This is a genomic window from Bacillus sp. 491mf (genome assembly GCF_900112415.1).
GTDB lineage: Bacteria > Bacillota > Bacilli > Bacillales > Bacillaceae_G > Bacillus_A.
This window is the reverse complement of record NZ_FOLV01000006.1, coordinates 1-20,236: the sequence shown is the minus strand read 5'-3', so window position 1 is coordinate 20,236 and position 20,236 is coordinate 1. Positions and strand designations below refer to the sequence as shown.

Genomic DNA, 20,236 nt, shown 5'->3' with positions numbered 1-20,236 from the left:
GAGGGTTTTTATGTCGTTTTTTTATTTGCATTTATATAGTATGAAATTTAAATAATTGAACTTATAAGAACAATTTTCTGCTCATATCCTCTTTGCTTTTTTAACACTTTTAGGCCGTGGTCTAAATAGCAAATTAAGTTCATCCAATAACATAATGGCGAAGTGCATGAGCAACACCGTGATCATCATTTGAAAGTGTTTTGTAACGACAAAGTACTTGAATCTCTTCCACTGCATTCCCCATTGCAATTGATATATTTGCCTTTTCCATCATAGACATATCATTTAAACCATCACCGATTGCAACGGTGTGTTCTTTTAATATTCCTAAATGATTTGCTAGTGTATATAAGCCGTTCCCTTTTTGAGCATGAATATGATTTATCTCTAGATTGTGCCAGTAAGATGCCGTAATCGATAGCTCCTCGTTATCTATGAATTGCTTCTTTAATAATTTTAATTTTTCCCTTTGATACGAGAATGGGAGAATTTTATGAATATGAACTGGCTCTGAAAATAGCGGTTTGCAACTTTCGATTGTTTTCGTTTCAGTATGCTGTAAATATAATGCTGCGATTTGTTTCAATTCTTCTTCATCAACATGCATATCCGAGTTAATGATAAAATCCATCTCAAGTTGAATGATTTTTTCTCCGTATTCTGGAATATATACACCTTGATCTGTATACAATTGGTAAGATATATTTTTTTCTTCTAAATAATCAACGATTTCTTCTGCATGTCCATTTGTAATTGGATATCGTTGCAACATTTCATTATCCAAATACAAAATCGCACCATTTTCTGCAATAATTGGACATTGTAAATTTGTTTCTTCCAAAAGCTTTTGAACATCTGTCATAGAGCGCCCTGTACAAATAGCTACAACATGCCCTTTTTCTTGACACTCCTTAATAGCTGCTATATTTTCTTCACTAATTACTTTCTTTGATGTAAGAAGCGTTCCATCTAAATCAATTGCGATAAGTTTCATCACTGTCTCCTACTTTCGTTTCTATATATGCGATAAATGATATCGTTCTCATGTGCAACATCTTAGTTATAATGTATGAAACGCATTTCAGGTCAAGAGAAAACATTTATCCCGCATTAACGGGCAGTAAGACCCCCACCTCAAGGTTAAGAGAGAAACGAAGAAGATAGGTGGGGGATAACTGCCCGTAAAAGCCCGATTGGTTCAACCAAGATACGTGTTTGCTTTTTCTTCTACTTAGGTTGAAAAAGAAGGAATTGTTTTCTTTGCTCTTGAAGAGAAATATAGTCATTTGATTACGTCTAAGAATCAGATGAATCGTTTTACGGTCATAGAGCTGTACGTTAAAGAGGAGTATGAACGCCATATTATTCACTAGTTATACTGACAAGGAGGAAACGAATGAAAAAAATCACTATTGGCGATTTTAACTCGCCGGAAACTATGCGTAATCCGATGATGTTCTATAAAAACCTCATCGAGCAACAAGAGCGTCTTTTTTACCTTGATGACTTTTATGGCATGGGAGGGGCATGGGTCGCATTGCACTATGATGATGTTGTTACTATACTAAAAGATCCCCGTTTCCTCAAAGATTTGCGAAAATTCACACCGCCCCATGATAAGCAGACATCCATTGAGGAGAATACATCTGTGAGTAAATTGTTTGAATGGATAATGAATATGCCAAATATGCTTACGGTAGATCCTCCTGATCATACGCGCCTACGTCGGCTAGTCTCTAAAGCCTTTACACCGTGTATAATCGAGAACCTTCGTCCCCGTACTCAGCAAATTGCCGACGAATTGTTGGCTGCTGTACAGGAACAAGGAAAGATGGATATTATTGTGGATTTTGCTTATCCTCTCCCTCTTATTGTCATTTCAGAGATGCTCGGGATTCCCGCAGCTGATCGAAACCAGTTTCGCGAATGGACACAAGAACTCATGAACGCTGCTCTAGATCCTCGTCAGATGACTGCAGTTACTGCAACACTCGAAAAGTTTATTCATTACATCGAAGTTTTGCTGAACGAAAAGCGCCTAAATCCTGATGATGATTTGATGAGCGCACTAGTTCAAGCGCAAGAGCAAGAAGACAAATTGAGTAAGAACGAGCTTCTTTCGACAATCTGGCTGCTCATTATTGCCGGACATGAAACGACAGTCAATCTAATCGGTAATGGCGTACTGGCGTTGCTTCAACATCCTGAACAAATGAATTTACTGCGGCATAATCCTTCCCTACTCCCTTCCGCCGTCGACGAACTATTGCGCTATGCTGGTCCAATTATGATTGCTAACCGTTTTGCTGGTGAAGATATAATAATACATGGAAAAAAGATTCGCAAAGGCGAATTAGTTCTGTTCTCTCTAGCTGCCGCAAATATTGATCCACAGAAATTCCCTTCTCCAGAAACATTGAATATTACACGGAAGGAAAATAATCATTTAGCATTTGGCACTGGTATACACTACTGTTTGGGAGCTCCGCTAGCGCGTCTAGAAGGACAAATTGCATTTGGGACATTGTTACAGCGGTTTCCTAAGCTTCGCCTAGCAATCGAACCGGATCAACTGATTTATAACTATAGCAAATTCCGTTCTCTTGCAAATCTACCAGTGGTTTTCTAACCTGTGATGCGACATTAGTACCCATGATGGTCGAATTAGCTATTGGATTGGAATAAAGATGGATCAAAAGCATCATATACATGTTGATTTCAACTAAAAGGAACAGAACTCATTTTGAACAAATATGGATTAAAATGAGTTCTTTTATTTGTTATATGGGGGTTCAACAAAAATTTTTGTTTTCTTTGTATGTAAAATAAGTATGAACATGATTGTTATTATCAATAATACACATAAAACAAGGGTAACCAACATTGGGCTACCCTTAGAGACTTAAACTTCTGGTATAAATGTTTTGCAATCTGTTTCTTTACTATCAGATGCTTCTTTCCCTGTATGACTTATTACATAAATAGATTCAGCATTGCACTTATTTCCATTTCCCCAATATTTGCAATTGTTTACTTCACAAAGGACATCTTGAGCCATAGTATGACACCTCCTTTTTGTTTAGTATGAACAGCATCGAGAGGTGTCATACTGTTTCGTAGCCATTCGCCTAGAAAGATAATGGTAATTCTTCTAATGATCGCATTAAGTAATTACCACTCCATTTTAAATCTTCTCGTTTTCCTTTTAATTTAAGATCGGGCATACGATGTAATAAAGTAGGAATTGCAATTTTCGCTTCTAAACGAGCAAGCGGTGCACCAAGGCAGAAATGAATACCATGACCAAAAGCGATATGACGGTTATTTTTTCTTGTAATATCAAAAATATGAGCGTTGGGAAATATCTTTTCATCGCGGTTCGCAGAGGCTAAGGAAATAATAACCTCATTTTTCGGATGAATATTTTGACCATGCAACGTAAATGATTCTGCTGCCCAGCGCATAGTCGTTATTTCAACTGGACTGTAAAATCGTAATGACTCCTCAATTGCTGAGTCAATCAAATCTGGATTTTGACGTAGAAGTAGCAATTGATCAGGATGTTCAAGCAATGCTAGAGTCATATTGGTGATTAAATTGACAGTTGTTTCGTGTCCAGCGACGATGAGCAGCATAATCATTGAATTTAATTCCGGGGCACTTAATTTTGTTCCTTCACTTTCTGCTTGTATTAATGCACTCACTAAATCATTTGAAGGATTTTCTCGTTTTTTATCTACTAAATCTCGTAAATAATCAATGAATTCACCTAACTTTTTATCAGTTTCTCGAATAGCTTCTAGTGTATCTGGAGAATCAATAACCGTATGTGACCAAATTCTAAATTTATCTCGGTCTTCTTGAGGGATACCAAGCATCTCGCTAATCACAATAATTGGAAGTGGAAAAGCATAATCATTTACGAGGTTTATAGTGTGCTGATGTTCTATTTTGTCTAATAAAGTATTAGCAATGGATTGAATGTTATCTTTCAGCTGTAAAATCATCTGCGGGGTAAACGCTTTTTGAACAAGGGATCGTAGGCGACTATGGTCAGGTGGATCAGATCTCAACATATGTTTTCTCAAATATTCTCCATTTTCTAGTGTAAAATAGGCCTCAAACTCTTCTTTACTAAATACATTTTTAGCATCCTTCAGTAAACGTGTATCTTTTAATAAACTTACTGCATCTTCATATCTTGTAATAAGCCATGCGTTAGGATATACCTGATAAACAGGATGAGATGCACGTAACTCTTTGTAAATATCATATGCTTCATGTTTAAACGCAGCCGAAGTTAATTGGATCTCAGGTAATGTGTTACGATTCATTTCGTTATTTGAAGACATACCGATAACCTCCACCTTTAGAAATATTTGGTGACCATTGCACCTAATGACCATTATAACGTATTGACTTTTATAAAAGTTGAGAAAATTCCGCCTGAATATTGCCTTTTATATTGAAACAAAAAAAGAAATGTATAAATGTACATCTCTTTTTTGTTGAACTATATGACTTACTACTCTAACTTTATGATGTTAGGAACGGCTTCCCTGTTGTATGTTTTTGTGTATGTATCTCCATCGGGAGTAATAAATAGTAAAGTAATCTTGCCGCAAACACCCGAGTAAAATTGAAACTCTCCTTGTGAATTTGTGACAGCGCGTTCGTTATTAGCAATTGAACCTTCATACACTTTTACACCAGATAGCGGCTGATCTGTATGATCTACCGCAACAGCTTTGATTTGAATAGCACTCGCTCTACAATCTAAATCATTTTCATGACTTATTTTATTATATGCAGAAATCCCTATTACAAAAGTAACTATTACAATACATGTAAAAAAGGCTATTACTCTTCTTCTTTTCAAGACTAATCACCCGCTTTTATTTAGGATGAAGACATACTTTTAGAGGAATTTTTGCTTTTTTTAATTTTAATTTGTTTTAGTTGTGCCACAATCATTATGCTAATGACAACGAGTAAAAACCATGAACTAATTTTTCCAATGTGAACGAGTTTCCACGTTCCATGTTGATTAGGATATTGCCACGCTCCAAAGAACGTGGCGATATTTTCTGCAATCCAAATGAAAAAACCAATCAAGAAAAATGAAAGAACAAGCGGCATTTTATATGTAATCTCTTGTAAAGAGAAATGTACATAAGTACGAAAAAACACTGCAAATAATAAGGCCGTTAAAACCCAGCGAAAATCATACATAAAGTGATGTGTGAAAAAATTAAAATAAATCATTACTCCTAGTGGAATTGTCCATATCGCATTTGGCCACCCTTGAACTTGCAGGTGAAACCTGCGCCATGCCTGACATATATAACTCGCAACACTCGCGTACATGAAGCCGCTATAAAGCGGGACACCCATCACTTTTGTCCACGCCTGCTCAGGATAAGCCCAAGAACCTTGATGTACTTTATATATTTCTAATGCCAGTCCAATAAGGTGGAAAACCGTAATCACTTTGAGCTCATCTTTTGTTTCAAGTCCAGCTTTATACATGCCATATTGAATAAAAAGGCAGACAAGCAAGATGAAATCATAGCGGTATAGACCTGGAATATGGATCACCTTCGAAAGAGCAAGTGTCAAAAAGATGAATACAGGAAAAATGCAGGAAAGAGCTTGTTGATAGCCAAAATAAATTAATTGTCGTAAATATACCATTGTTATTCTCCTTAAAATGTGCATCAATCGTTTGATTTGGTAATCGTAGCGTTTATTCATTATAACCTATTTGTTTTTATGAAGGTTTAGAAAATTAAAGCTTTATATTACTTTTTATATAAGTAATCTTATGTTTAATAGTTGCCAAATATAAAAGACTTATAAGGAGACGTTATGGATGACTGAAACGAGCAAGAATCGATTAAGACCGCGATTGATTTGTTTCATTATAATAACATTGATAAGTGGTTGGCTTGGCGTATTACTTGATTCGCTTCTTAAAGATCAACCCAAAGGTAGTTCTTTAGGAATGGGATTATGGTTAGTTCTTCCGTTTTTAACGGCATTCTTGCTTCGGATAACGGGTCGTGATTGGAAGAATTCTAGGATTAGACTAAATCTAATAGGTAATATAAAATGGTATGCTGTTGGCTTGCTTATCTATCCAATAGTTACCATCATAACCCTTTTAATCGCTTGGTTATTTGGAGTTATTCAAGTTTCTAACTTTGAATCCTCGTTGCCTATTTCTGTGATACTTGTTTCTTTTTTAGGTAATTTTATTAAAAATATTTTTGAAGAGTTTTCATGGCGAGGTTATTTAACTCCTAAACTTATAGAACTTAAGTTAAATGATTGGCTGATATACCTTGTTTCCGGTATTATTTGGGCTTTATGGCATACCGCATATTATTTAGTGTTTTTGCCAGAGGAATACTTTACATCCCTTTCTAGAACGGGTACGATATTATCAGGGTGCGTGCTTATGGTTGCATGGGCTGTTATGTATGTTGAGATTTACAGACTCACAAATTCAGTGTGGCCATGTGTATTAATGCATGCAGCTGAAGATGCGGTTCCAACCCTTTTGATGACAATTAGTGGAGCTATCACACTTACTAAGAATGGCGATATTTGGTTGAACCCTGCAAGCGGAGTAGTTGCGACAGTTTTATTTTTGGGAATAGGTCTGATTCTTAGATCAGTCAGAATCAAAAAAGATCTCAATATTTTCTCATAGACGGTTATGAAAAAGCGATTTCTTTCTTTAATAGGTGGTTTTTCATAAAAAACCTTCCCATGTAGTATGTAAGGAGATTATCTCATGGGTTATTTACAAATTGTAGATGGGGAATATTTGACGCGTATTTATATAAAAAGAACAAAAGGAGATGTTGTTATATGCATCCCCTTTTGTTCTCTATCATCTTTCTGGCTGTGCTAATCGTACGCTATAAAATCTCATAGCACGTAAAGATCCTGTCATATGAAAAATCCCTGTTTGTATCAATATTTTCAAGCGATATTCGATAAAAGAATCTCCTACATATTGTTCAAAATGTCCTAAAACTTCTCCGACCAATCGAGCAGATTTATAGAATTGATCTGTAAATCCATCAGTTTCTAAATTTCTAGCACATTGTATAATAAAATTATCGATATAATCTTCTGAAACAGAAACAACACGATTATTCTCCCAAATACGTAAAACGGTGTGCTCTTCTCTTAATGTTTTCCATTCATTTTCAAGTGCTTGTCGCTCTTCTTTTGTTAGAAGAGATGTCTCTTTGTATGCCCCGCGTATTGCTAGTAACTTCTCAGGTGCAATTTCTCCAGTATGGCGCACAGTGTAATCTATGTTTGGTTCGCGGAACAACTTATCAAATCCGTCAGCTGTATTTATAACATATACATTATGAGTCGTATCTTTTAACAAATATAAAACAAAAGTAAGCCCCACATGTTCGTGCGCATTATTTCCTGTCCAAATTGTAATCGGAACGCGAGATGGGATTGCTTGTAATTTTTCTAAAGTGGCTTTCATTTCTGGCAAATATTCCTCGTAATTGTAACCTTCTATTGGCATGTTCTCCTGAAGCCATTGTTGACGCGCTACTTGCCCTGCTTCTTCATCTAAATGAAATAGAGGTCCAACAGAAAGCGTATCTGAAAAGCACAATACATGTTCTTCTTGAATTTTTTCTTTTTTTAAAGCGTGTTTTAGCGATCCTGCTGCAGACTGACCAAAAATGATATGAACATGGTTGCTTTTCGTGATATCAGTTTTTTGTATGTATGGATCGATTAGTTTTTTTTGCATCGTTTCTCCTCTATGAATGTTTTTTATTTGGCATGCTTGGTAGCACCTTTACATTATTCTTCCTCTTCTAACCAAGGGATACAATAATATAACTCACTTAATTCTTCAGGAAATCCCCAAGCGATTTCCACACTATTACTTAAAAGGTCTGATAATCTCTCAGCATAGGGTCTATAGCCTCATCTTCTTCACATAAATCTACTAATTTTGCAAACATAGATAAAATTTTATTATAAAATTTTTCACCTATGTCTCCATAAGATCTTGTAAAATCTACACCCATTTCTACATAATACAGCATTAAATCAATCGTTCTAATTGGATCTTCTGTTGTTTTTTGAAAGCTGAGAATCATTTTTTCTAAATCAGCTAGTCTTAATTTTGGTAAACTACGCTCTGGGAAAAATTCATTTTCAATTTTCTTTCGCAATTGTTTATGTAACTCTTCGTTCACTTCATCACCTAAAAATCTGCTGGATAAATATTGTTGTACTTCTTTATTCATCTTAAATAAATCAACAATTAGCGTAATTAATTCTGTCTGGTTATATTCTTTTAATTCTTTTTTTAGCGTCGGGATTTTTATTTTTTGCAAAAGTGACCACTCCTTTGTTTATATTATCTAGTAAGCAAAAAAATCCTCTTCTTATATTAAAAAGAAAGCACCTTGGATTGTAAAAAAAACTATTTGAAATCAATGAAATTAAAGATCTAACTAAAAAGAATTTATTACTGCTTAAAAATATACAAAATAGGTATACTATCGTTTACATAAAAAAGCGTACATCTAATCGTAAAGACGTACGCTTTTTTACATTATTTCCCCATCAAAAACCAAGCCGGTTTATGCTTTGTCGTCCGATTTCCTTTCGCCACATAGCGAAAATAAATTTTATATTCTTTTAGAGGGAATAAAATTTCGTTAAGCTCCCAATCGCCGATGATCCATAATGCTCCGCCGCGATCGCGCTTATCTATCACTTCAATATTTTGTTTTTTCAGATATGTCATAAGATCAAATTGCGTTGTTCCTGCCTGCTCTTGCTGTACATCTTGTTTGGATGTTATTTCATTTTTCTTGTTTGTTTTCGTTTTTGATTTTCCATTTATTACGTATGAACCAAATAAAAACCAAGCTGCTTTTCCTTCCGTTACCTGGTTTCCTTTTGCCGTATAACGAAAGAATATTTCCTTCTCTTTTAATGGGAATAAAATTGCATTTAATTCCCAGCCGCCAAGCACCCATACTGTACCTCCAAATTCACGTTTGTCAATTACATCTAAATTGTGCTTTTGAAGGTATGGAATTAAATCAAAAGTTGTATCAAGTACCGGCTCTGTTTTCTCTTCATTTGAAGTAACAACTTTTGTTTCTTCTTCATTTTTGAGAACGACATTAAGCATTTCTTGCTGCTGCATCATTCCAAATACTTCTTGTATCGTTGTTTGAATGGATGTTTCAATAGCTTTTTCCACTGTTTTACTTAATAATTCTGTTAATTCATCGTTATAAATCTCTGATGTCTGTTGCGGCATCTCTGGAGCTTGATAGTCCGGAGCTTGAAAGTTTACATCGCCATATGACTCTATAAACCAAACTGCGATTTTAAAAACAATTCGATACACTCGGATTGAATCTACCATACTTCCGTATTGGGCATCATGAGCAGCCTTATTGCCGATGGAACGGATTAAATCAAAATAACCAAGGAATGTTTCATCGATAATTCCTTCACGAAATAACTTATGTATGCGTTCTACATGCTTTATCTCATATACACTTTGTAAATTTTCTTGATCCCAAATCTCTTTTGCAACAGCTTCTCCAAATTGATGAGCTTTAACAAGTGCTCCATGTGGATCATCGTATACGCTCTTTTCTATGGTATATGCAATCTCGGCTAGATCTGGATACTGCGGTTGTAAAAAGGAGAGTACATAATTATCTTTCATGACGCCTCCCGTTGTTAATTTTTTCTATATATATAACTATAAAATATTCCCTCCGATTGAACAACGGCTAATTTTAAACAAAAAACGTACTTTTAAATTATTTTTTATTCAAATTTTTGATATTTAATAGGTTTATTATACAGCGAAAAAACCCGCAATGCTCTAAAATCCAGACATTACGGGTTTTTATAGTTATACAAGAACATTCGCTATGCATTATAACGATTTCTTCTTCGTTCCATTCTCGTTTGTCCTTGCGCTGTTCCAACATCATTATGTTGCTCTGTTGGCGTTGCACTGTAAGTTGGTGCTGTTTCTTGATGATTTCGTTCATACGTGCGAGTGTCTCGCTGTTTAGAAGATTTTTTACCGAACTTAAGCATTTTAAATTTTAATCTTGGTAAACTTGGAATGCGAATTTTAAATGTAGGTCTCATTCGATTCTTTTTTTGTTTAAATGTGCTTGTTTTTTCTTGCTTACTATTATCACGATGCAGTGCGATTGCAAGCAATCCGCCGAGTAAGAAACCTGCCACTAAAATAACTAAATACAAACGTTCTGACGTGAGTAGGTTCATCAATCGCTGAAGAACTGCTAGTGATTGAATTTGTTTTATATCCCAAAGCATTGCGCCCCATAATGCGAGTAATCCTAGCGTAATGGCATATGTACGGAATCGGAATAAAAACGGGATTACAGCAATACATGCAGCAATTTTTGCGTTTGCTATTAAAGAATCGACTGTTATGTATTGATTCCAAATTGCCAGCAAGAGTGTGATAAATGCTGCATAAGCTATCCAGCTACATATTCGTGAATGCATTCGTTTTGCATGATAACTCCCAAAACTAGTTAAAAACAATAACCCGCCTATATATAATGATAATTGTAGCGGCATTTGTTTCATTATACCTGTAACTGGGAACAGGATGCTGAGCACCATTAACAGTACATCAAGTTTTTTCACAATTCTCAATTCCTTTCTGCTTTCTAACTTCTATAGCATAATAGTATTTTTTTGTTTTGTATACATACTTAAAAAATATCTTAATCCTACTTATACCAAAAAGTAAATAAAAAAACATAACGATAATTGACAATAGATTACTACTTTTATATGAGAGTATGACAAATCCCGCTTTTTATAAATAAGCGGGATTTGTTTCATAGTTGTATGTAAGGTTATATCCTATCTTTTCGATACAAATTGATCACATCTTTTAAAGCTGCGGCTGCCGCTCCTCTTGGATTGGAAGCTCCGCCAATGGAGGTGACTGATCCCATCGTGTCTGTATAAAAAGTAATTCCTTTTTTGGTTCCTGTGACACTTGCGAGTGAGTGGTTCTGATCTACTGCATATGGTTGTACTTCAAGCCGCACTTTTCCGTCATCGCCTGTATATGCTCTTGCTAGTAGTTTGATTTGTTTTCCTTGTTCTTTTGCTTTCTGGATATCTTGTTTTGATACGTTTTCTATTCCTCTAATACTCACATCTTCAAGTGTATATTCAGTACGGAGTAAACTGTTTGATAGTAGCAACAATTTACAAGCACTATCCATTCCACTCACATCTAATAATGGATTTGTTTCAGCGATTCCTTTTTTCTGTGCTTGCTGTAATGCCTCTTCATACAAAGTGCCATCCTCATGCATTTTCGTTAAAATATAGTTTGTTGTCCCATTTAAAATTCCTTCAACGCGCTCAATTTTACATCCCGCTAGACTAAACTGACCAATATCTAGTGTAGGTAGCGCAGCGGCTGTTGCACCGCTATAGCAGATACGTACATTTGCGACTCGAGCTGCTTCATTTATTTCTTTAAATGATGTAACAAGTGCCCCTTTGGAAATAGAGACAATATCCATTCCTTTTTTTATTGCCTCTAATATATATTCTTTTCCAGGCTCTCCATTTTGAAGATTGGTTGGTGTAGACTCGATAAAAACATGCCCTATCATGTTTTCGTTATGAACTGGATGTTGTTCGATGTATTTATGTAAAGCTGCTGATCCCTCTCCTAGTGTCAGTAAAGTATCGGCACAAAGCCCCTCTGGATGATATAACTTCAAATCGCGTCCAATAATTCCAACAAGGTTTAACTCTAATCCAAATTCTTTTTGAATAAATGACGATTTTTCATGAATTAGTTTTACAAATTCTTTTCCAACGGTGCCATAACCGGCAAGTATTAATTTGATTTGCATAAGATCCTCCGCTAACTCTTGCATGTTAATTTTTTAAAGGTAAATTTAAAACCAGCTGCGGTCCAATTTTTCCTATTCGGCGTTGTCCTCTGTCTTCAAATCCAACTTTTATATATAATTTTTGCGCAGGAATATTTCTTTCGTTTACTGCCAATACAATTTCTTCTATATTCGGAAAGTATGACTCTACATAACTGGATAGCAGTTGCAACGCTCGTTTTGCATATCCGTTTCCTTGTTCAGTGTAATTGATTGAAAATGAAGTGAGTAACAAAGAGTTTTCTTTCGTTGTATATTCTTGCACACGACTTCCAGATTGCAATGAAAAAATACCTACTGGCTTGCCATCAGCTAAAATAACAATAGGATTTCGAGTGGAGTCCTGCTTCGCATTATCTAAAAGTTCCATTGGATGTGCAGTAAATTGCACTTGTTCTTCAGGTAACGTATAGGTTTGTAAAGCTTCTTTATATTTCTCTGTATATGGAACGAGTTGAATAGATTGATTCATTTTCATTACATTTATTCCCCCAGTTATAAAACGTATGTTTCCTTTCATACAAAATCATACACTATTTTTAGGAATAAATGAAATTTTCAGTCTTAAATATATGTATTAGTAAAAATAAAATTAACACTTTTATAATCGTTACCGAATTTCCTTTTCCAAATCTATATAAACAAGTTTTTTCAACTACTAAAATGAATATTACCGATGGGAATTACCAGAAAATTATGTTAGCATTTATTACAACAGATTTTTAATTATCCCAAAGTAACAATAAATAATTTAGGAGGTACTTTTCTTGGATAAAAAAGTAAAAAAGGATTTGATAAAAATTATATCCGTGACTGTTGTAGGTGTCATTCTTATATTATTAATCCCATATCTTTTTAATTATTTTTCCTAACTTGTCTGTTTTTCCATAAACCCAAAATTTTTTCTCAATGAAAAAACATTAGATTACCTATCTATAACATCTACTATAACTTCATTTTTACATTCATGACCTCTTCATATTTTTAATTTTTAACAAAACATTTTCCACTCATCAGTTCATTTCATCAAACTTTCAAATCAAATATCTTGATTATTCTCAAAAAAATCCCCCTCTGGTTACTCAAATCCAAAGGGGGATTCTGTTTTATCGTTTTAAATGTTGATTAGATTGGTCAACTTGTTCTTGTTTTAATTCATTTTGTTCGTCTTTTGGTAATTGTTGATTGTTTTCTTTAACTGGATTGGTCTGTTTGTTTTCTAATAAATCATTTGGCACTTGCGGCATCGCTCGTCCTACGATAGCCGCAAGTTCATCGAGAATGCCTTCGCCAGCTTTTCCTTCTTTAATCCGTTTTCCAATTTGTTTTAAACGTTCGTACGTATCTAAATCAGCAACTACAACTGCGTTAGAACCTTGTGGATCGTGCTTTAAGCTCTCGGCAACGGAGTATTTAATTGTTTCTACTCTTGTACGATCTAACTTAGCACCTACATCGATACCAACAATGGAATACTTACCTAGAACAACAGCCGTTGCATCTCTTACACCAGGTATGTTTGAAGCAATATTTGCGAGATGATCAGCTTTTGTTTCATCTGTTTTACGTGTATTTTCTTTATATGTTACGTTTCTTGTTGTATTTTGATCTGTATTTGAAGTTGGTTTAGGATTCGCTGTATGATCATTCTTTTTTGTACTGCAACTTGCTAATAGAAGTAAACAGATACAAAAGTATAAGGTTTTCCTCAAAGGTGTCACTCCTATTCATTAATCAAAAATTTGTTCTACACTTTGTAGTTTTTTCACTTTTTCTTCGATACCACTATTGGCATTAATAAAGATTTGATAAGTGTCTTTCCCAAGTGTTCCTAAAAATTCATAACATAGTACCTCTTTATGCAAGTCATTTACAACGATCGCTTCACGCTCTTCCATAACTTTTAAATTAGGATTAATTTTCTTCCGTGCATCCGAAACCGATAATGTTGGTTTTGGAATTTTTATATCTTTACGAGATGCTAAATAGTCTCTGGCAGAGAAGCCAACAATCGAACCGTCATCAAGCGCAATTTTCATTTGAATGGATTCTGGATATATACGCACGTTGCCTTGATTCGTGACGAATGTGAAAACGCCAATAGAATCGTATTGGGAGCTTTCATATAACTCCATATTTTTGAATTTATTTTGTTTTAAAAAGGAAAGTCCCTTTTCTCCTGCTTCATTTAAGCTAATCTTTTGTTCTTTTACTTCACGGTTGTTCATAACCCAAATTGGAAAACCGCCTTTTTCAGTAATGTCCATATTCGTTTCACTATTTGTCTTATGGTCTTTTACTGTAATGCTATAAAATTTTTCTTTTGCTCCTTTTCCGCTTTTTTCTGCAGAAATCGTTTCATCCCCCTTTAAGCTAAGGAAAGATTTAGCAATATTTAATGCTTGTTCTTTTGAAATATTTGGACCAGATATGTGCATTTCACCCTTTTTTTCTGTCTGCAAACTTGTAAACGTGGGTCCAAAAGGGCTTTGTGAATAAGCATTACTGTTTTTTTCTACTGTTTTAAATCCATCAATAATCGTGTTATCGGCTGGATTTTTATTAGAAGCAAGTGCCAGTTCAACATCCATCCAACGTAAATTGTTTTTTAAGGCTAGATGCTGCACTTTACGCAGTTCATCTTGAATATTCGCAGCATTACTATATAGTTGCTGGAGTGTTTTATATTCCCCGTCATTCAATGGTTCTTTTTCTAAATCACGTATAGCTGTACGGTAACTAAATTCTCCGATATTTGATAGAAATTCTTCTGTTTTATTGAACGGGAGTAACGTTAGTGGTAATTGCCCAATATCAGAATGTGCTTGAGATGTGATGCGCCACACATCCGCTAATGCAGGTGATAATGATGTTCTTGAATTCATTGCTAATGTTGTTCCGATTTTGTCATGTAATATATCGACTTGATAGGCTAAATCATGGAAAGCTCGCTGGTAGTTATTTTCAGCATGTATTAATACCGCATTTTTTTCTTGGTGCTCTTTATATCCCCAATATCCTGTTCCTACAACTCCGATTGTTAATAAAACAATTAATAAACCTCTAAACATATCTCATCCACCTCCTAACTAGTGACAAAAAATGTGTCTTCCAATTTTCTTAATTTGCGGGCGTCCCCAAATCCATTTACTGGTTGCTGTATCAGGATTAAAGTAATACAATGCTCCTCCAGATGGATCCCATCCGTTAATTGCATCAAGCACGGCTTTTTTTGCTGTTTCATTTGGTGTTAAATTGATCTGGCCGTCTGCAACAGCAGTAAAGGCACGCGGCTCATAAATTACTCCTGCAACTGTGTTCGGAAAATTTGAACTGCTAACACGATTTAAAATAACAGCTGCAACAGCAACTTGTCCGATATATGGTTCACCTCGCGATTCACCATATACAGCATTTGCCAAGATTTTAATGTCGTTTTGCGAGTATCCATTCGGAACATTTGTGCCTTTATTTTGTGCTGGTTTATTATTTTGTGATGGTTTATTACCTTGGTTGTTCGCTGTGTTACTTTGTTGCTTTTCGTATTTGGTAGCTTTAACGAGCTTCTGTTTTGTAGCTGTACCAGCAAGTCCATCAACCTTTAATCCGAATTTTTGTTGAAAATTCCGAAGCGCCCAATATGTACCCCACCCAAAGACACCATCTACTTTCCCATTGTAAAATCCAATGTATTTGAGTCTTGATTGTAGTTCGATTACATCTTCTCCAGAAGCTCCTTTTTGGATAACTTGATTTGAAAAAGCCTTTACCTCTTTCTCATGAACACTACTTACCAACAAAGTAGCCGCCACTGTAATAAGTAGAAGTGGTACTTTGAAGAAAGCTTTACGCTGCATAGTTCAACCTCCTTGAATATGACGATGAATTCAAGGTTATTTTTTGTAAATCTTGCGGTTTTATGTAATGAAGACAAAAAAAGGCACATTCATATGAATATGCCTAAGTGTAAACACTATAAAGTGAAACTTTAATCAGTGAGGGGGGCTTCCCCACTGATTATTAGTTGAACCAATCGGGCTTTTACGGGCAGTTTATCTCCCACCTAACTTCTTAAGAAAAGCGGAAGCGGCTCGTTCAGAATCGCAGGACGTTGGAGCCCCTGACAGAGAGGCGCTTTTTGCCTCGTCCGAGGGGGCGAAACGGCCGGAGATTCTAGCCGCTAGAGCTGGACAATGCTTTCGCCGAATTTTGAGGTGGGAGTATTACTGCCCGTTAATGCGGGATAAAAAATGCGATAAAGGAGCTTATTATGACACGTTTATTTATATGTATCAGCCTTGCCGCAATGGTTTTGTTTATATATACCCCTTTTGCTTCTGTTCATGCGCAGCCTCCATATGCGAAATGGGGAAAGATCGCGGTGCAAATGACGAAAGAAAAATACCCACAAGTTGATATTATTGACTATCTTCATATTGGAAGAAGACCGAAAACAGAAAATATATCAGTGGAAAAATTTAAGCTATGGTTGCGTGACAAGAGCGGAAAAGAATTTGGGGTATTTGTTGATGTAGAGTTTGAAACGAAAACAGAGAAATTTATCAATATTTCTTTTAAAGAAACCCCTAGATAAATACCAACTTGCCGCACATAAAGAAGAAGCATTTTTCAAGGTGAATCAACAAAAATAAAATGAATTCAATTCCATTACTGATGCTTTGGATAGTGTGTAAATACGTAAATCCTGGCTTTAATATCATATGTAATAAAATTCCAGTAAACAGTTTTGTTTTTTTACAGAACAAAACCTATCTTTTTAGTGCATCTCTTGCAAATGTTTCACAAACAATTTGAGTGGTACTAAACCTCGTTTCGGCATCTGACTAGTAATAACTGCGGTGAGTTCTAATTGAGGTACGATTAAAATATATTGTCCTCCATATCCCATCGCAAAATATGTATGATATGGCACGTTGAATATATCTCTATCTAATACCCACCAGTGAAATCCGTATGCTCCAATATGTTTATAGGTAGTAAATTGTTTTTGATGCGATTGTTCGATCCAATTTGAAGACACGAGTTGCTGTTCATTCCAATAACCGTTTTGTAGACATAATAGACCGATTTTCAGCATATCTTTAGGTTTCATTTTCATGCCAAAACCACCCACAAAAATGCCTTGTGGATCTTGTTGCCATTCATAGTTCGTAATGTGTAATGGTTCAAATAAATATTTCTCGGCAAACGCTGCTGTTGTCATCTCTGTCGCTAATTGCAAAATGTAACTTAATATATGAGAAGAACCAGAATTATAATTCATTTTTGTTCCTGGTTGTTCAATGATCGGTTTATTAAGAATATAGTCAATCCAGTTTTTTGACTCTACAAAATCATTTGGGAAAATAACACCGTCACCGAACTCGTTCCACTCTTCTCCCGTTGTCATCGTTAATAAATGATACATTGTTAGTAATTGCTTTTCTTTTGGCATATTTGGAATCCACTCTACAATGGGTGTATGAATACTATGGATATATCCTTTTTCAATTGCAATGCCAATTAGAATAGAGATAATACTTTTCGTTATGGAATTCATTTTATATACACTTTGTGCACATTTCTCTGTTTTATAATATTCTGTAACGATTTCACCTTGTTGATAAACGAGAAAAGCATTTACTTTTTTCTTTTTCAATGTATGTTCTAATTCTGACAAGTTCAATAGAAACTCCTCCATTACTACTTAGCGCTAATTTGACTTATTATAACGAAATTTAATATGAGAAACAAAAAAAGAGTAGATTTTTTCTACTCTTTTTAGGGGTCCTGACGCATGCCCATCAAGCTAACATCCCATAATACTCCCCAGAACGAAAAACTTGTGCATTTTGCTCGTTTTTATTGTATTGGGGTAACCCATTCTTTTTAGCTTGATAGTGATGTAGTGCTATCCCTAAATGAATTTATTACTTTTCAACAACTTTATTATTCAGTAACATATTGGATTATTTTCCTATACACTTATCATATCTTATCCAAATTCATTTTCTTTTTTTCTTTCGAGCTGTCCAACTCTTTTGTAGTTTTTTCCCTAATCTCCATATCCACATCATGACAAGAACCACATATCCTAATATACACAACGGGTTGATAAAATATAATCCTATTAATTCAATTAACCACTCCACTAAAGACCCTTCAGGATTTATATCTAACTCAAAAAGGTTCCACACAAACCACATTATTGTATTGAACCAAAAACTACGTAGTAATCCTGTATTAAACGTGCCGTTTCTCTTATTTTCTTTTCCTTTTAATAAGTAGGTATTAATTACAAAGGCAATGGCTCTTATAAATACAAACGGAAAAACTTAAACAATAAAGAAGAAATTGATAAAGTCTTGCCGTGGTCAACGGATTTACCGTCTAGATGCAGAGTACCGAAAAAAAGTGAAATAATCTTGTCCGGCTATTAAGACCAACACAAGCCATTATTTACTAAAAAATATTGTAGAAACTTTTTTTAAATGATATTTGTCCAAACCATATTTATTCATATTTCATATGATGATTCTAGTTAGATAATACTAACTAATAATTTAAACCCAATTTGGAGGGATATTGGAATGGATGATTTGAAAAAAATGATTTCTTCAACACTTGATGGAAAACAAAAAAATGAAACATTCAATATAGTACTTTCAGATATTTTAAATAGAAATGGTATAACAGATTCATCTCTAAAAAAATTACCCTCAGAGAAAAAAGCACAAATCAAAAAAATCTTTTCTGAATTACAAAATCAAATTAATAATATTTTAGACTAAAAGGAGAGAGTTTATGTCTGGAGTTTGGTATCCAAACCAAGATAAAAAGTGGAACGCACTAGATTCTTCAAAGCCTCATCCATCATTCTACGACCCAACAATTTCAGAAGAAGCTAAGCAAAAAAATAAAATCTATCAATTATCCGAAGAATATATAGCGATTGTTGATTCCGCTGATGTTCAAGTTACTACAACAGATACAAAAGTGGCACTATCGATTCAAGCCTCATTACAAGCAGCAATTATTGCTATTTTAAGCATATCTATCGCAGATAGCGAAAAAGCTGATAAAATTGCACAAGAGCTTTTTCAAAAATCAGCTATTTCACAAATTAATAAACAACGTACTATTATTAGAAATTCTAGAAATGTTTCAGTAACTACTACAGATACTGATATAGCAGTAAATATTCAAATCCTTCTTCAAATTTTACTAGCTTTATTAGTTAAACTAAACGTTTTATAAAGATAATTTAACTTTCCTAGCAAGGTTGTAAATAAAACACTTCCCTAATTCCCCTCCAATTGGGATAGAGTTAGTATAGTCATATGGACACAACTTAGTTAAGTCCTTACAATGGATTTCAAGGAGGAAGTGTCCGTATGACAAACAAGAAATTTAATGAAGAGTTTAAAAAAATGGTTGTTGAATTATATCGTTCGGGACAACCTGTCAAACAATTAAGCAGCGAGTATGGCGTATCAGAAGTAACCGTTTATAAATGGATTAAAATATATTCTCCTATTACATCAGTTGATGAAGATGAAATAACACTAGAAGATCTAAAACAGATGAAAAAAGAAATGCTTCGTCTAAAAGAAGAGAATGAAATTTTAAAAAAGGCTATGGCCATATTCGCGAGAAAATAAAAGATACAGAATTACACCAATTTATTGATTGTCAAAAACAATCGTACTCTGTTCACATGATGTGCCAAACTCTTGGAATAGCAAGAAGTTCTTACTACCAATCTCAGCACAAAACAGAGTCAAAGCGTAGTCGTGAAAATAAAGAGTTAACCAAAAAAATTAAACAAATCCATCAATATAGCGACGAGCGTTACGGTGTACCAAAGATTCATCAAATACTGTTGGAACAAGGTGTACAAGTAAGCATAAAGCGTGTGCAACGGCTCATGAAAAAAGAAAATATTCGTTCTATTATCTTAAAAAAATACAAACCACATTCATCAAAATCAACTGTAGAAGATCGGACAAATCTATTAGAACAGGACTTCTCTACCACGACACTCAATGGAAAGTGGGTAGCGGATATTACCTATATTCACACACAAAAAGATGGTTGGTGTTACCTTGCATCTGTGATGGATTTGTATTCTAAAAAAATTGTTGGGTATTCATTTTCACGAAATATGACAACAGACCTTGTGGTAAAAGCGTTAGAAAACGCTTACTATACACAGAAACCACCAGAAGGTCTCATTCTACATA

20 protein-coding genes and 1 pseudogene are annotated in these 20,236 nt (G+C 34.7%); 6 read left to right on the top strand and 15 right to left on the bottom strand.

Annotated features, from left to right (window positions below):
* Positions 1–139: 139 nt before the first annotated feature.
* Positions 140–994: a Cof-type HAD-IIB family hydrolase gene (locus tag BM211_RS08355; protein ID WP_090996302.1), complete on the bottom strand. Its 855-nt coding sequence runs from the start codon at positions 992–994 to the stop codon at positions 140–142.
* A gap of 402 nt (positions 995–1,396) precedes the next feature.
* Here BM211_RS08355 and BM211_RS08350 point away from each other — a divergent pair, with 402 nt between their 5' ends.
* Complete coding sequence (locus BM211_RS08350; RefSeq protein ID WP_090996299.1) at positions 1,397–2,629, top strand: cytochrome P450 family protein; 1,233 nt, start codon at positions 1,397–1,399, stop codon at positions 2,627–2,629.
* 273 nt (positions 2,630–2,902) lie between these two features.
* Here the strand turns inward: BM211_RS08350 and BM211_RS08345 are convergent, their stop codons facing one another.
* The 4 genes from BM211_RS08345 to BM211_RS08330 form a co-directional block, all read right to left on the bottom strand.
* Positions 2,903–3,058, bottom strand: coding sequence for a DUF1540 domain-containing protein (locus BM211_RS08345; protein ID WP_090996296.1), 156 nt, complete (start codon positions 3,056–3,058; stop codon positions 2,903–2,905).
* A gap of 70 nt (positions 3,059–3,128) precedes the next feature.
* The gene (locus BM211_RS08340) at positions 3,129–4,352 is read right to left on the bottom strand and encodes a cytochrome P450 family protein (RefSeq protein ID WP_090996293.1); all 1,224 of its coding nucleotides are present in this window, start codon (positions 4,350–4,352) and stop codon (positions 3,129–3,131) included.
* A 173-nt stretch (positions 4,353–4,525) separates the two neighbouring features.
* Positions 4,526–4,879 (bottom strand): hypothetical protein, encoded by a 354-nt coding sequence (locus tag BM211_RS08335; protein WP_090996290.1) that lies wholly within the window; start codon positions 4,877–4,879, stop codon positions 4,526–4,528.
* Positions 4,880–4,899: 20 nt separating this feature from the next.
* Positions 4,900–5,694, bottom strand: a complete 795-nt coding sequence (locus tag BM211_RS08330) for a DUF817 domain-containing protein (protein ID WP_090996287.1) — start codon at positions 5,692–5,694, stop codon at positions 4,900–4,902.
* Between the two features lie 178 nt (positions 5,695–5,872).
* Here BM211_RS08330 and BM211_RS08325 point away from each other — a divergent pair, with 178 nt between their 5' ends.
* Entirely contained in the window at positions 5,873–6,715 is an 843-nt protein-coding gene (locus tag BM211_RS08325; RefSeq protein WP_090996285.1) for a CPBP family glutamic-type intramembrane protease, read from the top strand.
* Between the two features lie 183 nt (positions 6,716–6,898).
* Here BM211_RS08325 and BM211_RS08320 read toward each other — a convergent pair whose 3' ends face one another.
* From BM211_RS08320 to sleB, 9 genes are all read right to left on the bottom strand, one after another.
* A complete protein-coding gene (locus BM211_RS08320) occupies positions 6,899–7,795 on the bottom strand; it encodes a DUF1835 domain-containing protein (protein ID WP_051957240.1) in 897 nt (298 codons plus the stop codon).
* Positions 7,796–7,934: 139 nt separating this feature from the next.
* Positions 7,935–8,390, bottom strand: a complete 456-nt coding sequence (locus BM211_RS08315; protein ID WP_231559677.1) for a DUF6155 family protein — start codon at positions 8,388–8,390, stop codon at positions 7,935–7,937.
* Positions 8,391–8,611: 221 nt separating this feature from the next.
* Positions 8,612–9,748, bottom strand: coding sequence for a hypothetical protein (locus tag BM211_RS08310; protein WP_090996282.1), 1,137 nt, complete (start codon positions 9,746–9,748; stop codon positions 8,612–8,614).
* 209 nt (positions 9,749–9,957) lie between these two features.
* Positions 9,958–10,716 carry a DUF3959 family protein gene (locus BM211_RS08305; RefSeq protein WP_090996279.1) on the bottom strand — a complete coding sequence of 253 codons (759 nt, stop codon included), beginning with the start codon at positions 10,714–10,716 and terminating at the stop codon, positions 9,958–9,960.
* 215 nt (positions 10,717–10,931) lie between these two features.
* On the bottom strand, positions 10,932–11,954 hold the full coding sequence (locus BM211_RS08300; RefSeq protein ID WP_090996276.1) for a homoserine dehydrogenase: 1,023 nt from the start codon (positions 11,952–11,954) through the stop codon (positions 10,932–10,934).
* 25 nt (positions 11,955–11,979) lie between these two features.
* On the bottom strand, positions 11,980–12,471 hold the full coding sequence (locus tag BM211_RS08295; RefSeq protein ID WP_371261861.1) for a GNAT family N-acetyltransferase: 492 nt from the start codon (positions 12,469–12,471) through the stop codon (positions 11,980–11,982).
* Between the two features lie 628 nt (positions 12,472–13,099).
* Positions 13,100–13,705, bottom strand: coding sequence for a YhcN/YlaJ family sporulation lipoprotein (locus BM211_RS08290; protein ID WP_090996273.1), 606 nt, complete (start codon positions 13,703–13,705; stop codon positions 13,100–13,102).
* Positions 13,706–13,723: 18 nt separating this feature from the next.
* Positions 13,724–15,064, bottom strand: coding sequence for a germination protein YpeB (ypeB, locus tag BM211_RS08285; RefSeq protein WP_035431142.1), 1,341 nt, complete (start codon positions 15,062–15,064; stop codon positions 13,724–13,726).
* An 18-nt stretch (positions 15,065–15,082) separates the two neighbouring features.
* Positions 15,083–15,850 (bottom strand): spore cortex-lytic enzyme, encoded by a 768-nt coding sequence (sleB, locus tag BM211_RS08280; RefSeq protein WP_090996270.1) that lies wholly within the window; start codon positions 15,848–15,850, stop codon positions 15,083–15,085.
* Between the two features lie 413 nt (positions 15,851–16,263).
* Between sleB and BM211_RS08275 the strand changes: the two genes are divergently transcribed.
* On the top strand, positions 16,264–16,587 hold the full coding sequence (locus BM211_RS08275; protein WP_090996268.1) for a YqzG/YhdC family protein: 324 nt from the start codon (positions 16,264–16,266) through the stop codon (positions 16,585–16,587).
* A 183-nt stretch (positions 16,588–16,770) separates the two neighbouring features.
* On the opposite strand, the gene BM211_RS08270 is transcribed toward BM211_RS08275, so the two are convergent.
* On the bottom strand, positions 16,771–17,694 hold the full coding sequence (locus tag BM211_RS08270) for a serine hydrolase domain-containing protein (RefSeq protein ID WP_141771608.1): 924 nt from the start codon (positions 17,692–17,694) through the stop codon (positions 16,771–16,773).
* An 889-nt stretch (positions 17,695–18,583) separates the two neighbouring features.
* Here BM211_RS08270 and BM211_RS08260 point away from each other — a divergent pair.
* The 3 genes and pseudogenes from BM211_RS08260 to BM211_RS08250 all read left to right on the top strand — a co-directional run.
* Complete coding sequence (locus tag BM211_RS08260; protein WP_035431128.1) at positions 18,584–18,784, top strand: hypothetical protein; 201 nt, start codon at positions 18,584–18,586, stop codon at positions 18,782–18,784.
* Positions 18,785–18,797: 13 nt separating this feature from the next.
* The gene (locus BM211_RS08255; protein ID WP_035431126.1) at positions 18,798–19,250 is read left to right on the top strand and encodes a spore coat protein; all 453 of its coding nucleotides are present in this window, start codon (positions 18,798–18,800) and stop codon (positions 19,248–19,250) included.
* 137 nt (positions 19,251–19,387) lie between these two features.
* Positions 19,388–20,236, top strand: a pseudogene (locus BM211_RS08250) (IS3 family transposase); the annotation flags it as partial.